Origin of the sequence: Kitasatospora sp. HUAS MG31 (assembly GCF_040571325.1) — a bacterium.
Taxonomy (GTDB): domain Bacteria; phylum Actinomycetota; class Actinomycetes; order Streptomycetales; family Streptomycetaceae; genus Kitasatospora; species Kitasatospora camelliae.
In genome coordinates this window covers 4,534,033-4,556,062 of sequence record NZ_CP159872.1, presented here as the reverse complement: position 1 = coordinate 4,556,062, position 22,030 = coordinate 4,534,033, and the positions used below count along the sequence as shown (strand labels likewise).

Sequence of the window (22,030 nt, the reverse complement as noted above, 5' to 3'; positions counted from 1 at the left end):
ATCACACCCCGGTGCGATCCGGCCCTCTTTCGCGCCTTTCCCGGGCGAATTGTCGACGTTCCGAAACTGACCGACTGCGCTGCGTAGAGCGGCGTTACCTAACAATTTGAGGACAAGGCAGAAAGTCATGGCTAAACCGGACACCTGCATCTGCAGTAACGCGCCCCCATACGGCACTGTGGACGTGTAACCCCGTTCCGCTCCTCGTTGGGAGTACGTTCTGTGAGCGCCGTCTACATCTCCCTGCTGTTGATCCTCATCGCACTGTCGGCCGGCACCCTTCTCCGCGTACACGCCCTCTCGCGCCGCATCGACGCGCAGCGGTCTCCCGCGACGGTCGCGGACGAGACCCTGATACGCCGCGCGGTCACCGAGGCGCTCGCCGCCGACCGGGAGCGGGAGATCACCGAGGCCCGGGCGTTCTGGGCCGAGCAGGAGGCCCGGGCGGCCGAGGACTCGCCGCTCTTCGACGGCCCGCTGACCACCATCGGCGAGGAGTGGCCGCTCTTCTTCCCGCGCCCCACCGGCCCGCAGGACGCCCCCGACACCACCGCGGGGATCGACCCCGGCTTCGGCGAGGCGCTGCGGAACGCCCTCGAGGACATCATCAACGAGGAGAACCGGCAGAACGGCCCCACCGACGGGGGCGTCCACCCCGGCCACCCGGCACATCCCGGGCACCCCGCGCACGGCGGCTCCCCGGTCCCGGCGGACGCCGCCGGCGACGCCCGGGCCCGCCGCGAGGCCGACCTGCTGGCCACCGGCCTGGAGTCCGGCCTGCTCGACTCCGACACCGAGCCGGCCGTGGTCCCCGACCCGCGCCGCCACCCCTCCCACCCGGACTTCGTCCCCAGCCCCACCCCGTCCCGCGAGTGGACCGACGACCGGCTGGCCGCCCTCGCCGACGACCGGATCGCCCTCACCGACGTCCGCCCCGGCCCGCTGGGCACCCTCGACGTCTACGCCTTCGCCGACGGCACCACCCTCTGCGTGGCGCCCGGCGACCGGGAGGCGGCATACCGGCTGATCGACGCGGTGCAGGCGGGGGAGGACGTACGGCTGCTCGGCGGCTCCCGGTTCTCCGGCTCCTACTCCCTCACCTTCTCCACCGACGACGACACCGTCTACGTCCTCGCCGACCGCGTGGTCGCCTCCATCTGACGACCCGGAGCACCCGGGCAACCGGTCGACCACTGAAGGGGCGCGGGGAACTGCGCGCCGCGGAAGAAGCAGAGCTCAGCTGTCTCCCGCCCCGCGCAGTTCTCCCCCAGCCTTCGGTCGGGAGGTGCCCCCACGCGCCCCTGTCTGTGGCTCACCAGGTGCGCCCAGGCACTAGGCGGTGAGAGCCGCCGTCTCGCGGGTGTCGGCGGTGGCGGCGGCGAGGGTGTCCGGGTGGTCCGTGGCGGCGGCGGCGAGGTCGTGGCCGGCGACGGCGATCTGGTCGCCGACGGCGAAGGCGCCGGCGTCGGGGACCTCGCGGAGGGGCTCGCCCTCCAGCTCCAGCGCGAAGGCGGCCAGCCTGCGGGCCAGCGCCAGCCCGGCCGCGGCCCGTGACGGATACCCGGGCACCGCTCCCAGCAGCCGACTCTGCGGCATCGCGCGGAAGTGGTCCGCCAGGCGTTCCACGGCGTCCAGGAGGGTCTGTGCGTCGGACATGGCCCCGAGACTATCCGCCGCCCGGGCGAGCGCGGAAAGACCGCGGGCCCCGGGGTGGTCCCGGGGCCCGCGGTGGAAGTGGTGCGGCGTCAGTCGTCGCCGCGCAGGATGGCGATCAGCCGCAGCATCTCGAGGTAGATCCAGACCAGCGAGAGCGTCAGGCCGAACGCGGCCCGCCAGGACTCCTTCTGCGGGGCGCCCCCGCGGATGCCCTCCTCGATGGCCGCGAAGTCCAGGGTGAGGAAGAACGCGCCGAGGGCGATGGCGACCAGGCCGACCACGATGCCCAGCGGGCCGGACCGCAGGCCGAGGTCCGCGCCGAACATCGCCGCGACCGCGTTGACCAGCATGAGCAGCACGAAGCCGATCGCGATCGAGATGCCGATCTTGGCGTACCGCGAGGTGACCCGGATCCGGCCGCTCTTGTAGGCGAACAGCGTCGCCGCGAAGACGGCGGCGGTGCCCAGCACGGCCTGGATGGCGATGCCCGGCAGGAACGTCTCGAAGGCCTTGCTGAGGGCGCCGAGGAAGAAGCCCTCCAGGCCGGCGTAGGTCAGGATCAGGGCGGGGCTGACGCTCCGCTTGAAGCTGATGACCATGGCGACGACGAACGCGGCGAAGGCGGCGCCGATGGCCACACCGTAGCTGGTCGCCGGGGCGGTGAACCAGGCGACGGCACCCGCGGCCACGAGGGTCAGCAGGGTCATCGCCGTCCGGGCGACCACGTCGTCCATGGTCATCCGGCCGGTCTGCAGCGGGCCCGCGGACGGGGCCTGGTACAGCTCGACCAGCGGGTCCTCGGTGGCCTGCTGACCGTGCGGCTGCTGGGCGTGGGGGTTGGCGGCGTACGGGTTGGAGCCGTACGGCGACTGCTGCTGCGCCGTACCGAATCCCGCGTAGCCCGCGTCGCGGGTGAAGGTTCCCTCCCGCGAGAAGACCGGGTTACTGCTTCTCATGTCATTCCCTCCGGGGCGGCACGACACCGCCCACGGCCTACAGGGTAATGGTTTGGCAAAAGAAAGTGAGTACGCCGCGAGGAGGATCTCGCTCGCGGCGGATTCGGTGGAGTGGTGCCCGGGGCCGGACTCGAACCGGCACGGCCTCGCGGCCAAGCAGTTTTAAGCTGCCCGTGTCTGCGTTCCACCACCCGGGCGTACTGCGACATGCCCGGCTCACCTGGTGGGGGAAGCTCCGCCCCCGGTGCGTCGGGACACCCCTGAGCCTAGTCGCCCGACTCCCGGTTTCGCATAATTCCCGGCACGGAAGTTGTCATGCTTCCTTGCCATCTGACGAACCGTCCGGGATCAGGCCACCGGCCCCACCCTATTCGGCCAGCGCCCGCGCCGGAGCCCATGCCATGCCCTGGCCATGCCCGCACCGGAGCCCGTGTCACGCCCGTGCCGCGCCCTGGCCGGGCCCGTGCCGGGCTCGACCGCTGCTCGGGCATCAGGGCCGGTGTCATACCGCAGGAGGAGGGCCGGGCCCGGTCGTACGCCCTGCGGGGGTGGGTCCAACCGTCCGCCGGAGCGACGGATTTCCATGATCACGCAGCGGACGATGGGATAGCGGTCGGCGCGGGTGCGCCGGCCAGCCCGGATGTCCCCACCTCCCGTCCCGCAAGGAGCACCCCGTGACCACGACGACCGCCCCCGCCGCCCGCACCGGCCTCGCGGCCGCCCGCGCCACCGGCCTGAACAAGGTCTACGGCGAGGGCGAGACCCGCGTCGTGGCCCTGGAGGACGTCTCCGTGGCGTTCGGCCAGGGCGAGTTCACCGCGATCATGGGCCCGTCCGGCTCCGGCAAGTCCACCCTGATGCACTGCATGGCGGGCCTGGACACGGTCTCCTCCGGCTCCGCCACCATCGGCGACGTGGAGCTGGTCGGCCTGAAGGACCGCCAGCTGACCCAGTTGCGCCGGGACCGGATCGGCTTCGTCTTCCAGGCCTTCAACCTGCTGCCGACGCTGACCGCGCTGGAGAACATCACGCTGCCGATGGACATCGCCGGCCGCAAGCCCGACCAGGCGTGGCTGGACCGCGTGGTGGAGACGGTCGGCCTCTCCGGCCGCCTCTCGCACCGCCCCTCGCAGCTGTCCGGCGGTCAGCAGCAGCGCGTCGCCTGCGCCCGTGCGCTGGCCAGCCGGCCTGAGATCATCTTCGCCGACGAGCCCACCGGCAACCTGGACTCGCGCTCCGGCGCGGAGATCCTCGCCTTCCTGCGCAACTCGGTGCGCGAGCTGGGCCAGACCGTGGTGATGGTCACCCACGACCCGGTCGCCGCCTCGTACGCCGACCGCGTCGTCTTCCTCGCCGACGGCCGGATCGTCGACGAGCTGCGCGACCCCACCGCCGACGCGGTCCTCGACCGCATGCGCCGCTTCGACGCCAAGGGCCGGACGAGCTGACGCTCCGCCGGCAGCCCGCCCGACCCGACTCCCCAGGACTCAACCCATGTACCGCACCGCACTGCGCAATGTGCTGGCCCACAAGGGCCGCCTGCTGATGACGGCGCTCGCCGTCATGCTGGGCACCGCGTTCGTCGCCGGCACGATGGTGTTCTCGGACACCGCCGGCCAGGCCATGAGGAACAGCTACTCCAAGAGCTACACCGACATCTCGGTGCTGGTCTCGGACAACACGGCCGGACCGTACGTCACCGCCCGGGACAAGAGCGAGAAGGCCGGCGAGCTCGACCAGGCCGCCGTGGCCGGGCTGGCCGCCCTCCCCGGCGCGCAGAGCGCCCGCGGCGTGGTCACCGGGTTCACCGGCGTGGCCGACCGCAAGGGCAACCTGATCGGCGAGGCGTGGAGCGCCCGCGGCGCCAACTTCGCCCCGGACGCCGCCGGCAAGGACCCGCGCTACCCGCTCGCCGATGGCCGCGGCCCGAAGGCTCCCGGGGAGATCGCGCTCGACGAGGCCACCGCCGACAAGGGCGGCTACAAGGTCGGCGACACCGTCCGGATCGCCGGCAACGGCCCGGTGATGGACGCCACGCTGACCGGTGTCTTCACCACCAACGCCCCCGAGGTCACCTCCGGCGGCACGCTCGTCCTGATGGAGACCGGCACCGCGCAGAAGTGGCTGCTGGAGCCGGGCCGGTTCAGCTCGGTCGAGCTGGCCGCCAAGCCCGGCGTTGCGGAGAGCGACCTGAAGGACCAGGTCGCGCAGAAGCTGGGGCACCCGAACCAGTTCCGGGTCGAGACCGGCCAGCAGCTCGACGCCGAGCAGTCCCGGATGATCGCGGACTCGACCACCGCGCTGAAGACCACGCTGCTGGTGTTCGCCGGCATCTCGCTGTTCGTCGGCATCTTCATCATCGCCAACACCTTCACCATGCTGATCGCCCAGCGCATCAAGGAGCTGGCGCTGCTGCGCGCGGTCGGCGCGGCCCGCGGCCAGGTCACCCGCTCGGTCCTGGTCGAGGCGCTGGTCATCGGCGTCACCGCCTCGGTGGCCGGCCTGCTGACCGGTGTCGGGATCGGCGCCGGGATGCAGGCGGGCCTGGCCGCCCTCAACCCGAGCATGCCCACCGGCTCGCTGGTGATCGCCCCGGCGACCATCGTCACCGGCCTGACCGTCGGCATCCTGGTGACCGTGGTCTCCGCGGTGCTGCCCGCCATCCGCGCCTCCCGGATCCCCCCGGTGGCCGCGATGAGCAGCGGTGAGCAGCCGGCCACCCAGAAGAGCCTGGTGATCCGCAACGTGATCGGGTCGCTGATCGCCGGCGGCGGCATCGCGCTGATCCTGCTCGGCGCCAAGTCCGGCAAGGACGGCCGGGAGCTGCTGGAGGCGGGTGCCCCGATCACCCTGATCGGCATCTTCATCCTGCTGCCGCTGCTGTCCCGTCCGGTGATCGCGCTGGTCGGCCCGGTGATGAGCCGGCTGTTCGGCACCGCCGGCCGGCTGGCCCGGCTGAACGCGGTGCGCAACCCGCGCCGTACCGCCGCCACCGCGGCCGCCCTGACCATCGGTCTGACCCTGGTGAGCGCGCTGACCGTGCTCGGCGCCTCGGTCAACGACGCGGTCAGCCGGGCCGTCACCGGCTCGATGAAGGCCGACTACGACGTGGCGATGGCCGGTGGCGCCGGCCACCTCTCCCCGGAGGTGGCCGGGCTGGTCGCGAAGGCCCCCGGAGTGGCCGCCTCCAGCCCCGTGGCCAACGTGTACTGGGACCTGGACGGCCGGACCCGGGCGATCCAGGGCTTCGACGCCGGCGTCATCGACCAGCTGGTCAAGGTGACCATGGACGAGGGCAGCACCGCCGCCCTGAAGCAGGGTCAGATCCTGGTCAACGACGAGGTCGCCAAGACCCTCAACCTCAAGGTCGGCTCGACCATGAAGGCCGAGTACCCGGACGAGACCAAGGGCACCCTGACGGTCGGCGGCGTGTTCCAGCGCACCGAGACCCTCTCGCCCATCCTGATGGCCAACGCCGAGATCGCCAAGCACGACCCGGAGCCCTACCTCAGCGACATCATGGTGAAGGGCACCGACGGCGCCGGCTCCGCCCTCAAGCAGTCCCTCAAGGACGCCACCGGCAACAACCCGGTGATCGAGGTGAAGAGCAAGCAGGACATGAAGGACGACTTCAGCCGGCAGATCACCTTCGTGCTGAACCTGATGTACGGCCTGCTGGCCATGTCGGTGCTGGTCGCCGTCCTCGGTGTGATCAACACGCTGGCGATGTCGGTGTTCGAGCGCAAGCGCGAGATCGGCATGCTGCGGGCGATCGGCCTGGACCGCCGCGGGATCAAGCGGATGGTCCGGCTGGAGTCGGTGGTGATCTCCGTCTTCGGCGCCGTCATCGGCGTGGGCCTCGGCTGCTTCGTCGCCTGGGCCGCCAACCAGACCATCGCCCCCAGCATGAAGGGACTGACCACCGTGATTCCGTACGGCCAGATGATGATCTTCCTCGCGCTCGCCGCGCTGGTCGGCGTGGTGGCCGCCATGTGGCCGGCCCGCCGGGCCTCCCGCCTGGACATCCTGGACAGCATCAAGACCGACTGACGCCCCATCGGGCAGGTCACCCGCGGAGCCGGGAGCGGAGGGTCCCACGGACCCCCTGCTCCCGGCTTTTCGGCGTCCCCGGCCCGACCCACCCGGGACGCGCCTCGGGGGCGTGGAGCGTGCCTCCCGGCCGCCCCCGGTGGTGAATCCCGGCGCATGCGAAAGCCCCCCGCCCGAGGAATTCGGTGGCGGGGGGCCTTCTGCGTTCTTCTGTACTCCGCCCGGTCGTACGGCCGGCTGAGCACCACGGAGGTCGTGGTCCGGCGACACTGCCGGGCGGAGGGCCTCCGACTCGTACCCGAACTCTCGGGTCTGGTCGCTTACTTGCTTCCGGCGAGCTCCTTGGCGGGCTCGGCGGCGACGGCCGGCTTGGGAGCCGGGCCGGCAGCGTCCTGGAACGCCTCGAACGGCTTCTCCATCTCGGCGAGGCCGACGGTCTCGCGCTTGAGGAACATGGCCAGGGTCCAGTCGGTGAACACGCGGATCTTGCGGTTCATGGTCGGCACCATGGCGCCGTGGTAGCCGCGGTGGAACCACCAGGCGAGGCGGCCCTTCAGCTTGACCTTGCCGAAGAGGATCGCGACACCCTTGTGCAGGCCGAGGCCGGCGACCGCACCCAGGTTCTTGTGCTTGTACTCGGTCTGCGGGAAGCCCCGCATGCCGGCCAGCACGTTGTCACCGAGGACGGCGGCCTGACGCACCGCGTGCTGCGCGTTCGGCGGGCACCAGGCGCCCTCACCGGCGGCGAGGTCCGGCACCTGGGCGTTGTCGCCGGCGGCCCAGACGTAGTCGAAGCCCTGGACCTGCAGGGTCGCCGCGGTGTCCACGTGGCCGCGCGGGCCCAGCGGGAGGCCGAACCGGGACAGCACCGGGTTCGGCTTGACGCCGGCGGTCCACACGATGGTGGAGGCGTCCATCTCCAGGCCGTTCTTCAGCACCACGTGCTGGTCGACGCAGGACTCCATCGAGGTCTCGATGTAGATCTCGATGTTCCGCTCCTCGAGCTTCTCCTTGGTCCACAGACCGAGGTCCGGGCCCATCTCGGGGAGGATGCGGTTGGCCGCCTCGACCACCACGAAGCGCATGTCCTCGCGGCTGACGGTCTTGTAGATCTTGACGGCGTCGCGCGCCATGTCCTCGATCTCGGCGACGGTCTCGATGCCGGCGAAGCCACCGCCGATGACCACGAAGGTCAGCGCCTTGCGGCGGACATCCTCGTCCGCGGTGGACTCGGCCTTGTCCAGCTGCGCCATGACGTGGTTGCGGAGGCTGATCGCCTCCTCGACCGTCTTCATGCCGATACCGTGCTCGGCGAGACCCGGGATCGGGAAGGTGCGCGAGACCGAGCCGGTGGCCACGACCAGGTAGTCGAAGGGCAGCTCGTAGGCGTCGCCGGCCGCGGGCTGGATCGTGGCGACCTTGCCGGCGTGGTCCACGCCGGTGACCGCACCGGTGAGCACCTCCGCCTTCTTGAGGGCGCTGCGCAGCGGTGCGACGAGGTTGCGGGGCGCGACGTTGCCGCCGGCCGCCTCGGGAAGGAAGGGCAGGTAGGTCATGTACGGCCGCGGGTCGACGACCGTGACGGTCGCTTCGCCGTAGCGCATCTTCTTGAGGATGCGCATCGCGGCATACAGGCCGACGTAACCACCGCCGACAATGAGGATGCGAGGACGCTCCGTGGTGCTCATATCCGAAAGTATCCACCCCCCTCCGGCGTCCACTTCGTGAGGCCCGTCACAAGACTCTGGACACCCTCTGCTACACTGCGCGCCCGCAAAAACGGCCCGGGGGGTGCCCCTCACGCGGTGGAGGGACCGACGGTGAGCCGTCGCCCGCGGAGGGTGTCGCTGAGCAGCAACGATCCTTGTGGGGCCCGGGTTCCCGCTCGCCATTTCGATTTCGTCGGCGGCTCGGAGGCCCGGCCTGGGATCCGGTGGTGGACCCGTGGACCGGGCCTTAGGTCCCACATATCGGACGGAGCGGGCCCCGGAGTCCGACGAAAGGCTGGCTCGCCATGTGAAGATATTCACGAAGTTTCTCGCGGCGGCCGCCGGGTCGGGGCCCCAAGGGTCGGCCCCGGGCGCTCAGCAGGCGCTCCGGGGCCGATTCGGTAAGGGGTGACCGGGGTCAGGGGGCGATACTCCAGGCGATGCCGTCGAGGATGTCGTGCTCGCTGACGACCACCTCGGCGGCGCCGGTCCGCTCCATGATCTCCAGCAGCACCAGGGCGCCGGCCCCGATCACGTCCACCCGGCCCGGGTGCATCACCGGGATGGCGGCGCGCTCCTCGTGGGTGGAGCGCAGCAGCCGCTCGGTGACCTCGCGGACCTGCTCCACCGTCAGCCGGGAGTGGTGGATCAGCTCCGACCGGTACTCGGGCAGGTCGAGCACGATGCCCGCCACCGTGGTCACGGTGCCGGCGAGGCCGACCAGGGTGGCCGCCTCGGTGAGCGGGACGGTCTCCGCGGCCAGGTCGAGGGCCGCGAGGACGTCGGTCTTGGCCGCCTCGACCTGCTCGGCGGAGGGCAGCTCGGTGCCGGCGAAGTGCCGCTCGGTGAGCCGGACGCAGCCGATGTCCACCGAGCGGGCCGCCCCCACGTCCTCGGTGCCGAGCACGAACTCGGTGGAGCCGCCGCCCAGGTCGAAGACCAGGTACGGGCCGGGGAGGCTGCCGCCGGCCAGCTCCCTGGTGGCGCCGACGAAGGAGAGGTGGGCCTCCTCCTCGCCGGAGACCACCTCGGGCTCGACGCCCAGGATGTCCCGGACGCCCTTGGTGAACTCCTCGGCGTTCTCGGCGTCCCGGGAGGCGCTGGTGGCGGCCATCCGGATCCGGTCCGGGGCGACCCGGTGCTCGGCGATCAGCGCGGCGTACTCGCGGCAGGCGGCGAAGGTGCGCTCCAGCGCGTCCGGGTGGAGCCGGCCGGTGCGGTCGACGCCCTGGCCCAGCCGGTTGATGATCATCCGGCGGTCCAGGTCGGTGATCGCGCCGGTGGCCGGGTCGAGGTCCGCGATCAGCAGGCGGATCGAGTTGGTGCCGCAGTCGATGGCGGCGACCCTGGTGGCGGTCACTCGGACTCCTCCTCGGCCTGCGCCTCGGCCAGCTTCTTGGCCGCGCGCTCGGCGGTCTTCTGCTCCTTGGCCGCGATCACGGCCGCGTGGTCCTCGGCCTTCTGCCGGTTCCTGGCCACCCGCTCCCCGGCGGCCTCGACCTCGGCGGGGGAGACGCACGGGCCCTTGGCCCACCAGTCCTCCAGCCGCGCCAGGGCCTCGTCGCCGAGCGGGTTGACGCCGGGGCCGGCCGCCAGCGAGTGGCCGACCAGCACGTGCAGGCACTTCACCCGGTCCGGCATGCCGCCGGCGCTCGGGAAGCCCTCCAGCACCTCGATGGCGTCGCGGCGGGCGATGTAGTCCTCGTGCGCCCGCTGGTAGGCGGCGGCGAGCTCCGGGTCCTCGGCGAGCCGGGCCGTCTGCTCCTTCATGAGGCCGTCCGCCTCCAGGGTGCCGATCAGCGAGGCGGCCTTGGGGCAGGTCAGGTAGTACAGGGTCGGGAACGGCGTGCCGTCGGGCAGCCGGGGCGCCGTCTCCACGACGTCCGGGTTGCCGCAGGGGCAGCGGTGGGCCACCCCGCGCAGGCCGCGCGGGACGCGGCCGAGCTGGGCGGCGATGGCGGCGACGTCGGAGTCGTCCGCCGGGGTGCTCGGTACGGGGCTGTGCTCAGTGGTCATCAGGAGTGCTGTCTCAGTGGGAGGCGGGGGCAACGGTGGGGGGCGGGCCCGCGGCGTCGGCCTGGTCGACCGAGTCCCAGAACCCGGTGAACCAGGGCTTGGCGGCCCTGGCCTGGCCGGCCGGGGCCGGGGCGTGGGCGATCGCGGTCCGCTGGGGGTCGACCGAGACGAACGGCGTCTCCCCCGGCAGGGCGTAGTGCAGCCGCTCGCGGGCCTTCGCCTTGACGAACTCCGGGTCCTGCCAGCGGGCCCGCTCCCGGCGGAGCTCCTCGACCTGCTGGCGGACGTGGTCGGCCTTGGCGCGCTGCGCGGCGATCTCCGCGCGCTGCGAGACGAACTGCCGTGCGGGGTAAGCGAGTATCGCCACCAGCGAGCACAGGACGAGCACGAGCACGGTGGCCCGGCTGGTGAAGCGCGGTCGCGCCGCCAGCCCCGGGATCTTCCACTTCGCCATCGCTCGTACCCCTCCTGCGCACGCCGGTGCCCCGGCCCCACCCTACGCGGTGGGAGCCGGGGCACCGGATGGGAGCGCTGGGTGTCAGCCCTCGTGCTTGAAGCGCGGGAAGGCGCCGCGACCCGCGTACTCGGCGGCGTCGTCGAGGATCTCCTCGATGCGCAGCAGCTGGTTGTACTTGGCGACGCGCTCGGAGCGGGCCGGGGCGCCGGTCTTGATCTGGCCGCAGTTGGTGGCGACGGCGAGGTCGGCGATGGTGACGTCCTCGGTCTCGCCGGAGCGGTGCGACATCATGCAGCGGTAGCCGTTGCGCTGGGCCAGCTCGACGGCGTCCAGGGTCTCGGTCAGCGAGCCGATCTGGTTCACCTTCACCAGCAGGGCGTTGGCGGTGCCGGTCTCGATGCCCTTGGCGAGGCGGGCCGGGTTGGTCACGAACAGGTCGTCACCGACCAGCTGGACCTTGTCGCCCAGCTTGTCGGTCATGGCCTTCCAGCCGTCCCAGTCCGACTCGTCCAGCGGGTCCTCGATGGAGACCAGCGGGTACGCGGCGACCAGCTCGGCGTAGTACTCGATGAGCTCGGCGGCGGAGAGCGCCTTGCCCTCGAACTGGTAGGCGCCGTCCTTGTAGAACTCGGACGCGGCGACGTCCAGGGCGAGCGCGACGTCCTTGCCCGGCACGTAGCCGGCCTTCTTGATGGCCTCGGTGATGAGGTCCAGGGCCTCGCGGTTGGAGTCCAGGTTCGGCGCGAAGCCGCCCTCGTCGCCGAGGCCGGTGGACAGGCCGCGCTCCTTCAGGACGCCCTTGAGGGTGTGGTAGACCTCGACGCCCCAGCGGACGGCCTCGGAGAAGGACTCCGCGCCGATCGGGGCGATCATGAACTCCTGGATGTCGACGTTGGAGTCCGCGTGCGAGCCGCCGTTGAGGATGTTCATCATCGGGACCGGCAGGACGTGCGCGTTCGGGCCGCCCAGGTAGCGGAACAGCGGCAGGTCGCTGGCCTCGGAGGCGGCGTGCGCGACGGCCAGGGAGACGCCCAGGATGGCGTTGGCGCCGAGCGAGGACTTGTCCGGCGTGGCGTCCAGGTCGAGCATGGCCTGGTCGATCAGGCGCTGCTCGGTGGCGTCGTAGCCGACCAGCTCCGGGCCGATCTGCTCGATGACGGCGAGGACGGCCTTCTCCACGCCCTTGCCGAAGTAGCGGTTCTTGTCACCGTCGCGCAGCTCCAGGGCCTCGAAGGCACCGGTGGACGCGCCGGACGGAACGGCGGCACGGCCGGTGCTGCCGTCGTCGAGGCCCACCTCGACCTCGACCGTGGGGTTGCCGCGGGAGTCGAGGATCTCACGGGCGACGACGACATCGATGGACGGCACGAGGCATCTCCTAGCGGAAGCGTTGTCCGACGGACGGGGGTGCTGCCCGTCGGGACGAGAGCGGAGTCGTTACGACCAGAGCCTAACCGCACGTCGCGCCGGGGCCACGTCGGCCTTGGCACCGTCTCACCGTGTGGCTGCCCTACTCGCCGGTAGTTCACCTGAATGACCACAAAGGGGCCGTCTCGGACACCCTGACGGACGCCCGGGACGGCCCCGGCGGGTCAGAGCGCGAGCACCTGGCCCGGGTGGATCAGGTCCGGGTTCTCGCCGACGACGCCGCGGTTGGCCTCGTACAGGGCGCGCCAGCCGCCGCCCACGCCCTGGACGGCGGCGATGTCGGACAGGGTGTCACCGGGCCGCACGGTGTAGGCGCGGCCGGAGTTCACGGCCCCACTTCCCTCGGCGCTCTTCGCGGGGTCCTCGGCGGCGGCGCCCTTGCCGGCGAACTGCTCGTACACCGTGCGGTGGCCGGTCCAGTGCCAGCGGCCGTCCTCCTGGTACCAGTACTTCCCGGTGGCCGTGTCGTAGCCGGCCCTGCCGGGGAAGGCCGCGGAGCCCTTCGCCGCATCGGACGTCGCACCGGCCTCGGCACCGGTCTCGGCGCCGGCGTTGGCACCGGGCTTCTTCGGACCGGACTTCGCGGCCTGGGTCTTCGGCAGCGAGCCCCGGGAGTCCGTGCGCCCGGACTGGTCGTCGGTGTCGACCGCGGCGGCGGGCCCGCCCTTGGTCAGCCCGGCCCGGCGGGAGCAGACCGGCCAGGCGCCGGGGCCCTGGGAGGCGAGCACCCGCTCGGCGACGGCGATCTGCTGGTCCTTGGTCGCCTGGTGGGCCTGCGGTGCGTACTGGCCTCCGCCGTACGCCCGCCAGGTACTCGGACTGAATTGCAGGCCGCCGTAATAGCCGTTGCCGGTGTTGATGCGCCAGTTGCCGCCGCTCTCGCACTGGGCGACGCGGTCCCAGGTGGACACCGGGGCGGCGTGCGCGCCCGGGGCGGCGAGCAGGGGAAGGGCGAGACCGGCTCCGGCCACACCGGCGGCGACGATCGCGCGCTCGGCTCCGGACATCCGGCGCTGGGGACCTGTGGCGGTGAAGGACATGGGACTTCCTCTCGAACGCCTGCGAGGTGAGCTGTCGGGTTCGGACCGGGAGGTGGCCCGGCCGCCGGCGCAGGAGGGGCCCTGCGGGGCGGCTTCACCCCGAGCCGTTGGGGGACGGCGACGAACCTGGGTCCCCCGCCCCTGTCCTGTGGTCTGGTCGGTGGCCCAAGGGCGCGGCGGACAGGATTCGGCGTTCCGCGCAAGGGGCCCGCGGCTGCGAGCCCCAGGAGAGTAAGCAGATGTCACGATCGGTCACAAGCTCATATCGTCACAATCACGCGGAAATCACGACAATGGCGGCATCGCCGAGGGAAAGTCCCAGCTTGTCCGGTTTGATACCGGTTCAGATTCTGCCTGATCGGACCTGTCCGACACACCGTCAGCGTGTCGGCGGTGTCCCCTCCGAAGCCGGTGCCGCCGGCTCGGGGGTGAAGGACACCGGGAGTTCGCGCAGCCCGCGCATGATCAGGCCGCCGCGCCAGCGCAGTTCGGCCGGGTCGGCGTCGAGGCGGAGGTCCGGCAGACGGGTGAGCAGCGTGGCGAGGGCCCGCTGGCCCTCAAGTCGGGCCAGCGGCGCGCCGATGCAGTAGTGGATGCCGTGGCCGAAGCCGAGGTGGGGGTTGTCCTGCCGGGCGAGGTCCAGGGTGTTCTCGGCGCTGAACCGGGCCGGGTCGCGGTCGGCCGCGGCCAGCACCACCAGCACCGGGTCGCCGACCGGGATGTCCACCCCGCCGATGGTGAGCGGGTTGGTCGCGAACCGCCAGGTGGCCAGCTCCACCGGGCCGTCGTAGCGCAGGAGTTCCTCGACGCCGGTGGCCAGCAGGTCGCTCTCGCCGCGCCGCAGCGAGTCCTGCAGCAGCTCGCGCTGCCCGGGGTTGCGCAGCAGGGCGTAGGTGCCGTTGCCGATCAGGTTGACGGTGGTCTCGAAGCCGGCGAAGAGCAGGATGAAGGCCATCGCGGCGGCCTCGTTCTCGGTGAGGTGCTCGCCGTGGTCGCTGGCCCGGATCAGCCCGGAGATCAGGTCGTCGCCGAGGTCGGCCCGCTTCCGGTGGATCAGCTCCAGCAGGTACGCGCGCATCCGCTTCACGGCCCGGCCGACGCCGCCGCGCTGCCCGCCGTGGTGCCGGATCATCATCCCGGCCCAGTCCCGGAAGTCGTCCTGGTCCTCGGGCGGGACGCCGAGCAGGTCGCAGATCGCGTAGATCGGCAGCGGGAAGGCGAACTCGTGGATCAGGTCGGCGGTGCCGCGGGCCGCGAAGCCGTCGATCAGCCGGTCGGTGAGCTGCTGCACCCGCGGCTCGAAGGCGGCCACCCGGCGTGGGGTGAACGCCTTGGAGACCAGGCGGCGCAGCCGGGTGTGGTCCGGCGGGTCGATGTTGAGCAGGTGGGTCATCAGGTCGGCCTGCCGCTCCCCCGGGATGCCGACCCGGCCGCTGCGGTGGGCCTGCTCGCTGTGGTGGGCGGGGTTCTTGGAGAGCCGGCTGTCGGCCAGCGCCTGACGGGCGTCGGCGTACCGGGTGACCAGCCAGGCCTCGACGCCGCTGGGCAGCGTGGTGCGGTGGACCGGGGCGTGCTCCCGCAGCCAGGCGTACGCGGGGTAGGGGTCGGCGGCGAACTCCCAGGTGAAGAGTTCGGGCTGGGCGGGGTGGGGCGTGTCCGGCATGCCACGACGGTAGCCGGTGCGGTGGGCCGTCCCGGGCCGGCCCGGGGGTGGTCGGCCGGGCGGGCGTGAGTCTGGTCACCTGGGGGGTAATCCCTGTTGCGGAGGGTCGTGGCGTGCCTACGATCCTCCGATAGTCAAGGGTGACGGCGGTGCGGGCCGTCCACCGGGCGCGTTCCAAAGGAGGGACAGGCCATGCGAGTAGCCGGGGCAGTGGTGGTCATCGCCGTGCTCGACGGAGGTTCGGGAGCCGATCTGGCTCGCCGGTTCACGGCCGCGAACGCCGCCGGACTGCTCATCGCCGACCCGCGTCCGGGTGTCGCCGAGGACCTCGCCGTGGAGCTGGACCGGCCCGGCTGCCCGGTGGTCGGCGTGTGCGGCGACGTCCACCGCCCCAGCGACATCGCCGCCCTGGTGGCCACCGCCGCCAAGCACCTCGGCCCGATCGGCCTGTTCGCGGTCGCCGGGCCGGACGGCGAGCGGATCGTGTCGCTCGCCGACCTGCCCGACCACCTCGACCCGCTGGCCGAGCTGCTCGCCCCGGTGGGCGAGGCGATCAGCGAGGTCGTCCCGCCGCAGCGTCAGGCCTCCGACAGCCCCTCGGCCGCCCGGACCGCGGTCCGGTAGCCGCGGGCGGCGCCGCGCAGCGCCGCGTCCACGTCCACCCCGGCGTCGTAGGCGCGCTGGGCGACCGCCAGCAGCAGCGCCCCGGCCGACTCCTCGGTGAGCTCGGCGGGCAGCTCGTACGGCTGGTCGGGCACGGCGGTGAAGCCGGCCCGGCGGACCCGGGAGACCAGCTTCGCCGCGTACGCCAGGGCGGGCAGGCCGCCCGGCACGCCGTCCAGTACCGACTCGCGCTGCTTCTCGGCGGCCTTGAGCTGTTCCCAGTTCCGCTCGACCTGCTCGGACCCGGTGGCCTCGACGTCCCCGAAGACGTGGGGGTGGCGGTACATCAGCTTCTCGACGATGTCCCCGGCCACGTCGTCGATGGAGAACGGGTCCTCGGTGTGCTCCTCGGCGATCCGGGAGTGGAAGAACACCTGCAGCAGGACGTCGCCGAGCTCCTCGCGGAGGGTGTCCCGGTCGCCCTCCTCGATCGCCTCGACCAGTTCGAAGGCCTCTTCGACGAGGTACTTCACCAGGGTGGCGTGGGTCTGCTCGGCGTCCCACGGGCAGCCGCCGGGCGAGCGCAGCCGGTCCATCACCGCGACCAGGTCGAGCAGCCGGGCGCCCGGCAGGTCGTACGAGCCGGGGAGGACCTCGATCTCGGGGGCCCGGCCGGCCTCCTCCACCGAGATCCGGGCCAGCGCCTCGGTCAGGCCGGGGTCGCCGTCGGGGCTGCCCAGCCAGAGGACCGGCGCGGCCCCGACCAGCAGCCGGGCCAGCGCCGGGGCGGAGCCGCGCTCGACGAACTCCACCGCGACCCCGGCCTGCCGCAGCGCGGGCAGCTGGGGGTGGTCCGGGTCGGCGGCCAGCACCCGGGCGGCGCCGCGCAGGGCCTCCCACGCGGGCCAGGAGAGCAGGCCGGGGGCGACCCGGTGGGTGGTGGTGAGCAGGGTCAGCTTCGGAGTGTCCACACCCGGAAACCTACCCGGCCGCCGGGGGCCGGCGGGTGATCGCCCGGAGGCGCCCGGCGGTCCCCGGCTCCCGGCGGCCGGGCCGTCAGTACAGGGTGCGGTTACGCGGGAGCCAGTCCTCGACGGTCTCGGTGAGGCCGATCTGCTTCGGGTCCCAGTGGCCGTACCGCGGGTTGACCTCGATGCTGAGGGCCGAGCCCGCCGCGACCAGGGCCTGCCGGACGGCGGCGTCGCCGGTGGGGGTGCGGGCGTCCTGGCCGGCGGCGGAGGCGAGCTTGCGGATGGACAGCTGCTGCCGGTAGAAGGCGTCGATGCCCTCGGCGGGTACGGACTGCTTGAGCAGCAGCTCGCGGGAGAGCGCGTCCTCGCCGCCGAGCAGCTTGGCGTCGCCGCCGCGGGCGTCGGCGACCTCGGCGTCGGAGACGGTCAGCCCGCGGTCGGCCATCGCCCGTGCGATCACCCGGTCCAGGACCAGCTCGGCGACGGTCCGGCGGGCCAGCCCGGCCCGCTCGGCGCGCGGGCCGCCGTCCTGCCCGGCCGCCGCGTCGCGGACGGCAGCCACCCGGGCGTCCACCGTGGCGATCGGGATCCGCTCGCCGCCGACCACGGCGGCGGCCCCCTGGTGCGGGGGTTCGGCGCCGCAGGCACTGAGCACCGCGGCGGCGAGCGCGGCGGTGGTGGCCGCGGCGGCGCGGCGGCGGACGGCGGAGCTGGTGCGGATCACGTGGGGCCTCCCGAGCGGGGTGTGGCTGGTGCGGTCTCCGGTGGTTCTCCTGACTGGGACGAACAATAGGGAGCCGTACCGGGCCTTGCCCAGACCCCCGCCGCGCGGGCGGGTCGGCGGGGCCGTCCGGCGTCAGCCGCCCGCGGCGTACGGGTTGCCGGGCACCGGGGTCGGCGGCGGCGCGGCCGGGACGTACCGCCGCGGGTCGGGGCGGGCGGCGCCCGGCGGGGTGCTGCCGGGCAGCGGGGTGGCGGTGCGCAGTGCGCCGATCCGGTCGAGCAGGGCCCGCAGCCGGCGGACGTCGGCGTGGTGCGGGCCGCGGCGGCGCTCGGTGTCCAGCAGGAGTTCGAGCAGGGTGTGCCAGGCGCCGTCGTGGTCCCCGGCCGCGGTGAGCAGCCGGCCGGTCCGCTCGCGGACCTCCAGCGCCTGGTCGGAGTCGGGCGGCAGGGCGGCGGTGAGCTGCTGGTACTCGGCGAGCGCCTCGGTGGTGCGGCCGAGGCGTTCCAGGCAGTCGGCGGCGCGCTGCCGGTGGTCGAGCGCGGTGGCGTCGTAGGGGCCGCGCTCGGCGGCGGTGGCGGTGGCGAGCAGCCGGTACTCGGCGAGCGCCTCCTCGGCGCGGCCCTCCTCCAGCAGCGTGCGGGCGCGGATGGTCCGGACGGTGTGCAGCAGCGGCGCGGCGGCGCCCTGGGCGGCGGCGATCCGGGGCAGCAGCCCGGCGGCGAGGTCGATGACCTCGGTGTGGCGGCGGGCGGCGACCAGGTCGGAGAGTCGGGCGCAGGCGGCGGTGAGTTCCGCGTCCGGTTCGGTGGTGCCCGGCCCGACGTCCGCCATCTGGACGGGGGCCGGGTCGGCCGGTTGAGCCGGGGCGGGCAGGGTCAGCCGTACGGCGGCGGGTGCCGCGGTGCGGGCGGGGGCCGGCTGGTGCGGGTGGCGGTAGGGGCGGGCCGGGTCGGGCAGCGGGCCGTAGGGCGGCTGCGGGTCGGTGGACGGGCCGGGCAGCAGCGGCAGCAGGACCGCGTGGACCTGTTGGGCGTCGGCGGGGCGGTCGCCGGGCTGCTTGGCGAGCAGCGCGAGGACCAGCCGTTCCAGGGCGGGCGGGACGTCGGGGCGCAGCTCGCGCAGCGGGGGCGGCGGCTCGTCCACGTGCCGGCGCAGGACGCCGAGGGCGGTCGGGGCGGTGAACGGGGCGTCGCCGGTGAGCATCTCGTGCAGCAGGCAGCCGAGGGCGTAGAGGTCGCTGCGGGGGTCGACGCCGGCGGCGAGGGCCTGTTCCGGGGCCATGTAGGCGGGGCTGCCGATGGGGGTGCCGGTGAGGGTGAGCCGGGTGGCGTCCGGGTCGAGGGCGGTGGCGATGCCGAGGTCCAGCAGGACGGTCCGCCCGTCCGGACGGACCATCACATTGCTGGGTTTCAGGTCGCGGTGGACGACCGGGACGGCGTGGACGGCGGCGAGCGCGGCGCAGAGCTGGGCCGCGGTGGCGACCGTCCGCTCGACGGTGAGCGGGCCGTCCTCGGCGAGCAGGTCGGCGAGGCTGACGCCGGGGACCCGCTGCATCACGAGGTAGAGCTCGCCGCCGTCGGTGCCGGCGTCGAAGACGGTGACCAGCCCGGGGTGGTCGAGGGCGGCGCTGATCCGGCTCTCCCGCAGGAAGCGGCGGCGCAGTTCGTCGCCGCGGCTGCGGGTGGCGTCCTCGGGGCCGAGCAGGTCGGTGCGCAGGAGCTTGACGGCGACCCGGCGGTCGAGCCGCTGGTCGTGTCCGGCCCAGACCTGGCCCATGCCGCCGTGCCCGATCTTCTCGGTGAGCCGGTAGCGGCCGTCGACGACCCGGGCGCCGGTCACGGCCGGCCGTCCCCGGCCTGCCGGCGGAGCAGCTCACCGAGCTGCTGGAGGTCGTCGCCGCCGGGGGTGGCCTGGACGGTGGGCGGGTGCGGGCCGGGTGCCACCGCCTGCGGGTACGGGTGCGGGTGCGGCTGGGGCTGGTGCTGGTGCTGGTACGGCGGCTGGGGCTGCGGCTGGTGGTGGACGGGGGCCGGGGCGGGCACGCCGGCCGGGTACGGGCTCGGCGGGTGGAGGCCCTGCGGCGGCCAGGGCGCGGGCGTGGCGAGGCCGGCGTGGGTGGGGCCGGTCTGGGCGCCGCGGGCCCAGATCCCCGCGCTGTCCATGATCAGGAAGTGGACGGGCGCGCCGAGCCAGAGCACGATCGCGGTCAGGCCGGTCGCGGTGGAGTACCAGGTGCCGGTGGCGTCCTTCGGCGAGAGGCCGAGGACGACGTACATGGCCAGCTGGACGAGCCCGAGGAACACCGCGCCCAGCACGTCCAGCGCCCGGCGGCGGCGGACGGCGAGCAGGAGCGACGGCAGCATGCCGAGCAGACCGAAGGTCAGCAGCGGCGCCAGGCAGACGAGGATCCTGTGGAGCAGGCTGAACGGGCCGCCGGCACGGAGGCCGGGCTGCCCGTACAGGGGGCCGGACATGGGCGCTCCTGTGCGGGGGTGGAGGGTACGTCGCACACCGTACCGTCACACCGCCCCGGCCAGCAGGGCCTTTCCGTCCCGCGGCACCGCCGGGCGGCCGGACGCCGCGTCAGTCCGCTTCGGGCGCGGTCGCGGGGCCGGACTGCCGTTCCGTCAGGCCGCCGGTGGCGAGGCCGTCGGTGAGCCCCTGGGCGAGGGTCCGGCCGAGGGCGGCGGCCCGGTCGAGGGCGGCCTCGAACTCGGCGATCCGGCGGAAGGCGGCGCCGAGCGCGCGCTGCCGCTCGGGCGGGGTGCGCGGCAGTTCCACCCGGCGGACGTCCAGCCGGGTGGTGGTGGAGGCGTAGCTGCTGGCCCGGCGGGCGCTGCCGGAGGACCGCAGCACGCCGGCCAGGAAGTCGGGGTCGAGCTGGGCCGGGTCGGGGCGCAGCAGGTGCAGGCGGGGGCCGAGGGCGACGCCGTCCAGCGGGCCGCCGGCCCGCACCACCCGGGCGGTGCCGCCGCCGAGGGCGGGGACCAGGACGTCGCCGGGGCGGGTGGTGAGCAGGGTGTCGGCGGCGGCCGCGCCGGCGGTGGGGGCGGTGCCGGTGAGCAGGTCCTGGTCGGTGAGGACGGGCACGTCGGCCGGCCCGTCGCCGGGCGGGCCGGGCAGGACGCCCTGACCGCTGGAGTGCACCTCCAGCGCGCCGGCGCGGGCGAGTTCGCCGACGGTCACCTGCGGCGCCCCGGCGGGCGGCCGGGCGTCGGCGAACTCCGGCAGCGCGGCCGCCGGGTCGGCCGGGCCGGTCAGCAGTTCGGCGAGCCGGGATTGCAGGTGGTGCAGGGCGGCCGCACCGCCGTCGGGGGCGGCGGCGGGCAGGTGGCGGGCCGGTGAGAGGTCGGTCTCGTCGTCCAGCAGATCGAGGGCGGGCACCGCGCGGTGGACGCCGGGCCGGTCGGCGGGCAGCGGTGTGCCGGTGCGGGAGGCGGTGTCGAAGGCCCGCCAGGTGTCGAGGACGGTCCGGTGCAGGGCGGGCCAGTCGACCCGGTCGCGGCCGCCCTCGGCGGCGGGGTGGGCCGCGGCGGCGTCGAGCAGCAGGACGCGCCGGAAGTCGTCGTCGGGGCGGGGGCCGCGCAGCAGCCACAGGTGCAGCGGGACGCCGTACGGCGGGGCGGTGCCGGCGGGCAGCGCGACCACGGCGCGCAGGGCGCCGGAGCGGACGAGTTCGGCCCGGATCCGGCGGCCGGCGCGGCGGGAGGCGACGGTGGGCGGCAGCAGCAGGGCGGCCAGGCCGCCGGGGCGGGTGTGCGCCAGGCAGTGCAGGACCCAGGCGAGTTCGGACTCGCCGCGCGGCGGGACCAGGCCGCCGGGCCAGCGGAGGTCGTACTGGAGCTCGTCGTGGCCCCAGTCGCGCTCGTTGTAGGGCGGCTGGCAGAGCACGGCGTCGGCGCTGAGGCCGGGGTGGGCGTCGGCGCGCAGCGAGTCGCCGGGGCGCAGGTCGAGGGCGAGCGGGACCGGCGCGTCCGGCGGGGTGTGCAGGGCGAGCCGCAGCAGGGCGAGGGCGGTGTGCACCGGGTCGAGGTCCTGGCCGCGGCGGTCGGCGCCGGGGCCGGCGGCGAGCAGCAGGGCGCCGAGGCCGCAGGCCGGGTCGAGGACGGTGCCGCCGGGGCCCGCCAGGTCGGCGAGCAGGGCGGCGGCCTCGGGCGGGGTGGCGGCGCTCGGGCGGGCGGCGGCCTCGCCCAGGCGGGCGAGCAGTTGCTCCCACGCGCGGGCGGGGCCGTGCTCGGCGGCGAGCCGTTCGAGCAGGCGGACGAGGTCGAGGTAGGTGGCGCCGGCCAGCCCGGGCAGGGCGAGCAGGGCGGCGCCGTCCGGACCGAGGACGGTCTGCGCGGTGTGCCGCAGCAGGCGGGGCAGGGCGGTGGCGAGCCGGGTGTCGGGCTCCTTGCGCAGGGTGTCCCAGCCGGCCGGGTCGCGGTGCAGCTGCAGCAGCAGGGCGCCGGCGGCGAGCAGCGGCGCGGCCGGGTGGCCGTCCGGGTCGCGGAGGGTCTCCAGCTGCTGGCGGACGCGTTCCAGCAGCGGCAGTTCGGCGATCTTGCCCTGGGTGCGGAGCCAGCGCTCCACCTCGTCGAGGCGGAAGGTCGGGCTGGTGTCGGTGCCGCCGGCGGGCTGCGGGAAGTCGGGGTGGCGGCGGCGCCAGTTGCTGACGGCGGCCCGCCCGACCCCGGCCAGCCGGGCGATCTCGACGGCGGTCACCTCGGGACGGTCCGGCATCGGGGCTCCTCGGTCGGGGGGGCGGGGCGTGTGCC

18 protein-coding genes, 1 tRNA gene and 1 riboswitch are annotated in these 22,030 nt (G+C 74.0%); of the genes, 4 read left to right on the top strand and 15 right to left on the bottom strand.

What is annotated here, in order from left to right; translation table 11 throughout:
* The first annotated feature begins 222 nt into the window (after positions 1-222).
* Positions 223-1,161, top strand: a complete 939-nt coding sequence (locus ABWK59_RS20650) for a hypothetical protein (RefSeq protein WP_354642087.1) — start codon at positions 223-225, stop codon at positions 1,159-1,161.
* Between the two features lie 171 nt (positions 1,162-1,332).
* On the opposite strand, the gene ABWK59_RS20645 is transcribed toward ABWK59_RS20650, so the two are convergent.
* From ABWK59_RS20645 to ABWK59_RS20635, 3 genes are all read right to left on the bottom strand, one after another.
* On the bottom strand, positions 1,333-1,656 hold the full coding sequence (locus ABWK59_RS20645; protein WP_354642086.1) for a hypothetical protein: 324 nt from the start codon (positions 1,654-1,656) through the stop codon (positions 1,333-1,335).
* An 89-nt stretch (positions 1,657-1,745) separates the two neighbouring features.
* Positions 1,746-2,612 (bottom strand): Bax inhibitor-1/YccA family protein, encoded by an 867-nt coding sequence (locus ABWK59_RS20640; protein ID WP_354642085.1) that lies wholly within the window; start codon positions 2,610-2,612, stop codon positions 1,746-1,748.
* 112 nt (positions 2,613-2,724) lie between these two features.
* Positions 2,725-2,809 (bottom strand) — tRNA-Leu (locus ABWK59_RS20635).
* Between the two features lie 477 nt (positions 2,810-3,286).
* Between ABWK59_RS20635 and ABWK59_RS20630 the strand changes: the two genes are divergently transcribed.
* On the top strand, positions 3,287-4,060 hold the full coding sequence (locus tag ABWK59_RS20630; protein ID WP_354642084.1) for an ABC transporter ATP-binding protein: 774 nt from the start codon (positions 3,287-3,289) through the stop codon (positions 4,058-4,060).
* Between the two features lie 46 nt (positions 4,061-4,106).
* Complete coding sequence (locus ABWK59_RS20625; RefSeq protein WP_354642083.1) at positions 4,107-6,662, top strand: ABC transporter permease; 2,556 nt, start codon at positions 4,107-4,109, stop codon at positions 6,660-6,662.
* 320 nt (positions 6,663-6,982) lie between these two features.
* Here ABWK59_RS20625 and ABWK59_RS20620 read toward each other — a convergent pair whose 3' ends face one another.
* The 7 genes from ABWK59_RS20620 to ABWK59_RS20590 all read right to left on the bottom strand — a co-directional run bounded on the left by ABWK59_RS20620 (position 6,983) and on the right by ABWK59_RS20590 (position 14,975).
* Positions 6,983-8,350 (bottom strand): NAD(P)/FAD-dependent oxidoreductase, encoded by a 1,368-nt coding sequence (locus tag ABWK59_RS20620; RefSeq protein WP_354642082.1) that lies wholly within the window; start codon positions 8,348-8,350, stop codon positions 6,983-6,985.
* Positions 8,351-8,789: 439 nt separating this feature from the next.
* The gene (locus ABWK59_RS20615; RefSeq protein WP_354642081.1) at positions 8,790-9,731 is read right to left on the bottom strand and encodes a Ppx/GppA phosphatase family protein; all 942 of its coding nucleotides are present in this window, start codon (positions 9,729-9,731) and stop codon (positions 8,790-8,792) included.
* The gene (locus ABWK59_RS20610; protein ID WP_354642080.1) at positions 9,728-10,387 is read right to left on the bottom strand and encodes a DUF501 domain-containing protein; all 660 of its coding nucleotides are present in this window, start codon (positions 10,385-10,387) and stop codon (positions 9,728-9,730) included. The genes ABWK59_RS20615 and ABWK59_RS20610 overlap by 4 nt, the downstream gene beginning before the upstream one ends.
* Positions 10,388-10,400: 13 nt before the next feature.
* Positions 10,401-10,841 carry an FtsB family cell division protein gene (locus ABWK59_RS20605; RefSeq protein WP_354642079.1) on the bottom strand — a complete coding sequence of 147 codons (441 nt, stop codon included), beginning with the start codon at positions 10,839-10,841 and terminating at the stop codon, positions 10,401-10,403.
* Between the two features lie 84 nt (positions 10,842-10,925).
* Positions 10,926-12,212, bottom strand: a complete 1,287-nt coding sequence (gene eno, locus ABWK59_RS20600; protein ID WP_354642078.1) for a phosphopyruvate hydratase — start codon at positions 12,210-12,212, stop codon at positions 10,926-10,928.
* 224 nt (positions 12,213-12,436) lie between these two features.
* Positions 12,437-13,312, bottom strand: coding sequence for a transglycosylase family protein (locus ABWK59_RS20595; protein WP_354642077.1), 876 nt, complete (start codon positions 13,310-13,312; stop codon positions 12,437-12,439).
* A gap of 3 nt (positions 13,313-13,315) precedes the next feature.
* Positions 13,316-13,482, bottom strand: a riboswitch (cyclic di-AMP (ydaO/yuaA leader).
* 209 nt (positions 13,483-13,691) lie between these two features.
* A complete protein-coding gene (locus tag ABWK59_RS20590; protein WP_354642076.1) occupies positions 13,692-14,975 on the bottom strand; it encodes a cytochrome P450 family protein in 1,284 nt (427 codons plus the stop codon).
* A gap of 192 nt (positions 14,976-15,167) precedes the next feature.
* On the opposite strand from ABWK59_RS20590, the gene ABWK59_RS20585 reads away from it, so the two are divergent.
* A complete protein-coding gene (locus ABWK59_RS20585; protein WP_354642075.1) occupies positions 15,168-15,599 on the top strand; it encodes a hypothetical protein in 432 nt (143 codons plus the stop codon).
* On the opposite strand, the gene ABWK59_RS20580 is transcribed toward ABWK59_RS20585, so the two are convergent.
* The 5 genes from ABWK59_RS20580 to ABWK59_RS20560 form a co-directional block, all read right to left on the bottom strand.
* A complete protein-coding gene (locus ABWK59_RS20580; RefSeq protein WP_354642074.1) occupies positions 15,554-16,549 on the bottom strand; it encodes a MazG family protein in 996 nt (331 codons plus the stop codon). The genes ABWK59_RS20585 and ABWK59_RS20580 overlap by 46 nt on opposite strands.
* Before the next feature lie 85 nt (positions 16,550-16,634).
* Entirely contained in the window at positions 16,635-17,273 is a 639-nt protein-coding gene (locus tag ABWK59_RS20575; protein WP_354642073.1) for a SurA N-terminal domain-containing protein, read from the bottom strand.
* A gap of 132 nt (positions 17,274-17,405) precedes the next feature.
* A complete protein-coding gene (locus ABWK59_RS20570; RefSeq protein WP_354642072.1) occupies positions 17,406-19,112 on the bottom strand; it encodes a protein kinase domain-containing protein in 1,707 nt (568 codons plus the stop codon).
* Positions 19,109-19,747, bottom strand: a complete 639-nt coding sequence (locus ABWK59_RS20565) for a hypothetical protein (protein ID WP_354642071.1) — start codon at positions 19,745-19,747, stop codon at positions 19,109-19,111. The genes ABWK59_RS20570 and ABWK59_RS20565 overlap by 4 nt, the downstream gene beginning before the upstream one ends.
* 109 nt (positions 19,748-19,856) lie before the next feature.
* On the bottom strand, positions 19,857-21,995 hold the full coding sequence (locus ABWK59_RS20560; RefSeq protein WP_354642070.1) for an N-6 DNA methylase: 2,139 nt from the start codon (positions 21,993-21,995) through the stop codon (positions 19,857-19,859).
* Positions 21,996-22,030: the final 35 nt, after the last annotated feature.

Bases quoted from the DNA above. Each gene is read 5' to 3' on its own strand.
- ABWK59_RS20645 (WP_354642086.1), bottom strand. From the start codon at position 1,656: ATGTCCGACGCACAGACCCTCCTGGACGCCGTGGAACGCCTGGCGGAC.
- ABWK59_RS20640 (WP_354642085.1), bottom strand. From the start codon at position 2,612: ATGAGAAGCAGTAACCCGGTCTTCTCGCGGGAGGGAACCTTCACCCGC.
- ABWK59_RS20625 (WP_354642083.1), top strand. From the start codon at position 4,107: ATGTACCGCACCGCACTGCGCAATGTGCTGGCCCACAAGGGCCGCCTG.
- ABWK59_RS20620 (WP_354642082.1), bottom strand. From the start codon at position 8,350: ATGAGCACCACGGAGCGTCCTCGCATCCTCATTGTCGGCGGTGGTTAC.
- ABWK59_RS20610 (WP_354642080.1), bottom strand. From the start codon at position 10,387: ATGACCACTGAGCACAGCCCCGTACCGAGCACCCCGGCGGACGACTCC.
- ABWK59_RS20605 (WP_354642079.1), bottom strand. From the start codon at position 10,841: ATGGCGAAGTGGAAGATCCCGGGGCTGGCGGCGCGACCGCGCTTCACC.
- ABWK59_RS20595 (WP_354642077.1), bottom strand. From the start codon at position 13,312: ATGTCCTTCACCGCCACAGGTCCCCAGCGCCGGATGTCCGGAGCCGAG.
- ABWK59_RS20590 (WP_354642076.1), bottom strand. From the start codon at position 14,975: ATGCCGGACACGCCCCACCCCGCCCAGCCCGAACTCTTCACCTGGGAG.
- ABWK59_RS20585 (WP_354642075.1), top strand. From the start codon at position 15,168: ATGCGAGTAGCCGGGGCAGTGGTGGTCATCGCCGTGCTCGACGGAGGT.
- ABWK59_RS20565 (WP_354642071.1), bottom strand. From the start codon at position 19,747: ATGTCCGGCCCCCTGTACGGGCAGCCCGGCCTCCGTGCCGGCGGCCCG.
- ABWK59_RS20560 (WP_354642070.1), bottom strand. From the start codon at position 21,995: ATGCCGGACCGTCCCGAGGTGACCGCCGTCGAGATCGCCCGGCTGGCC.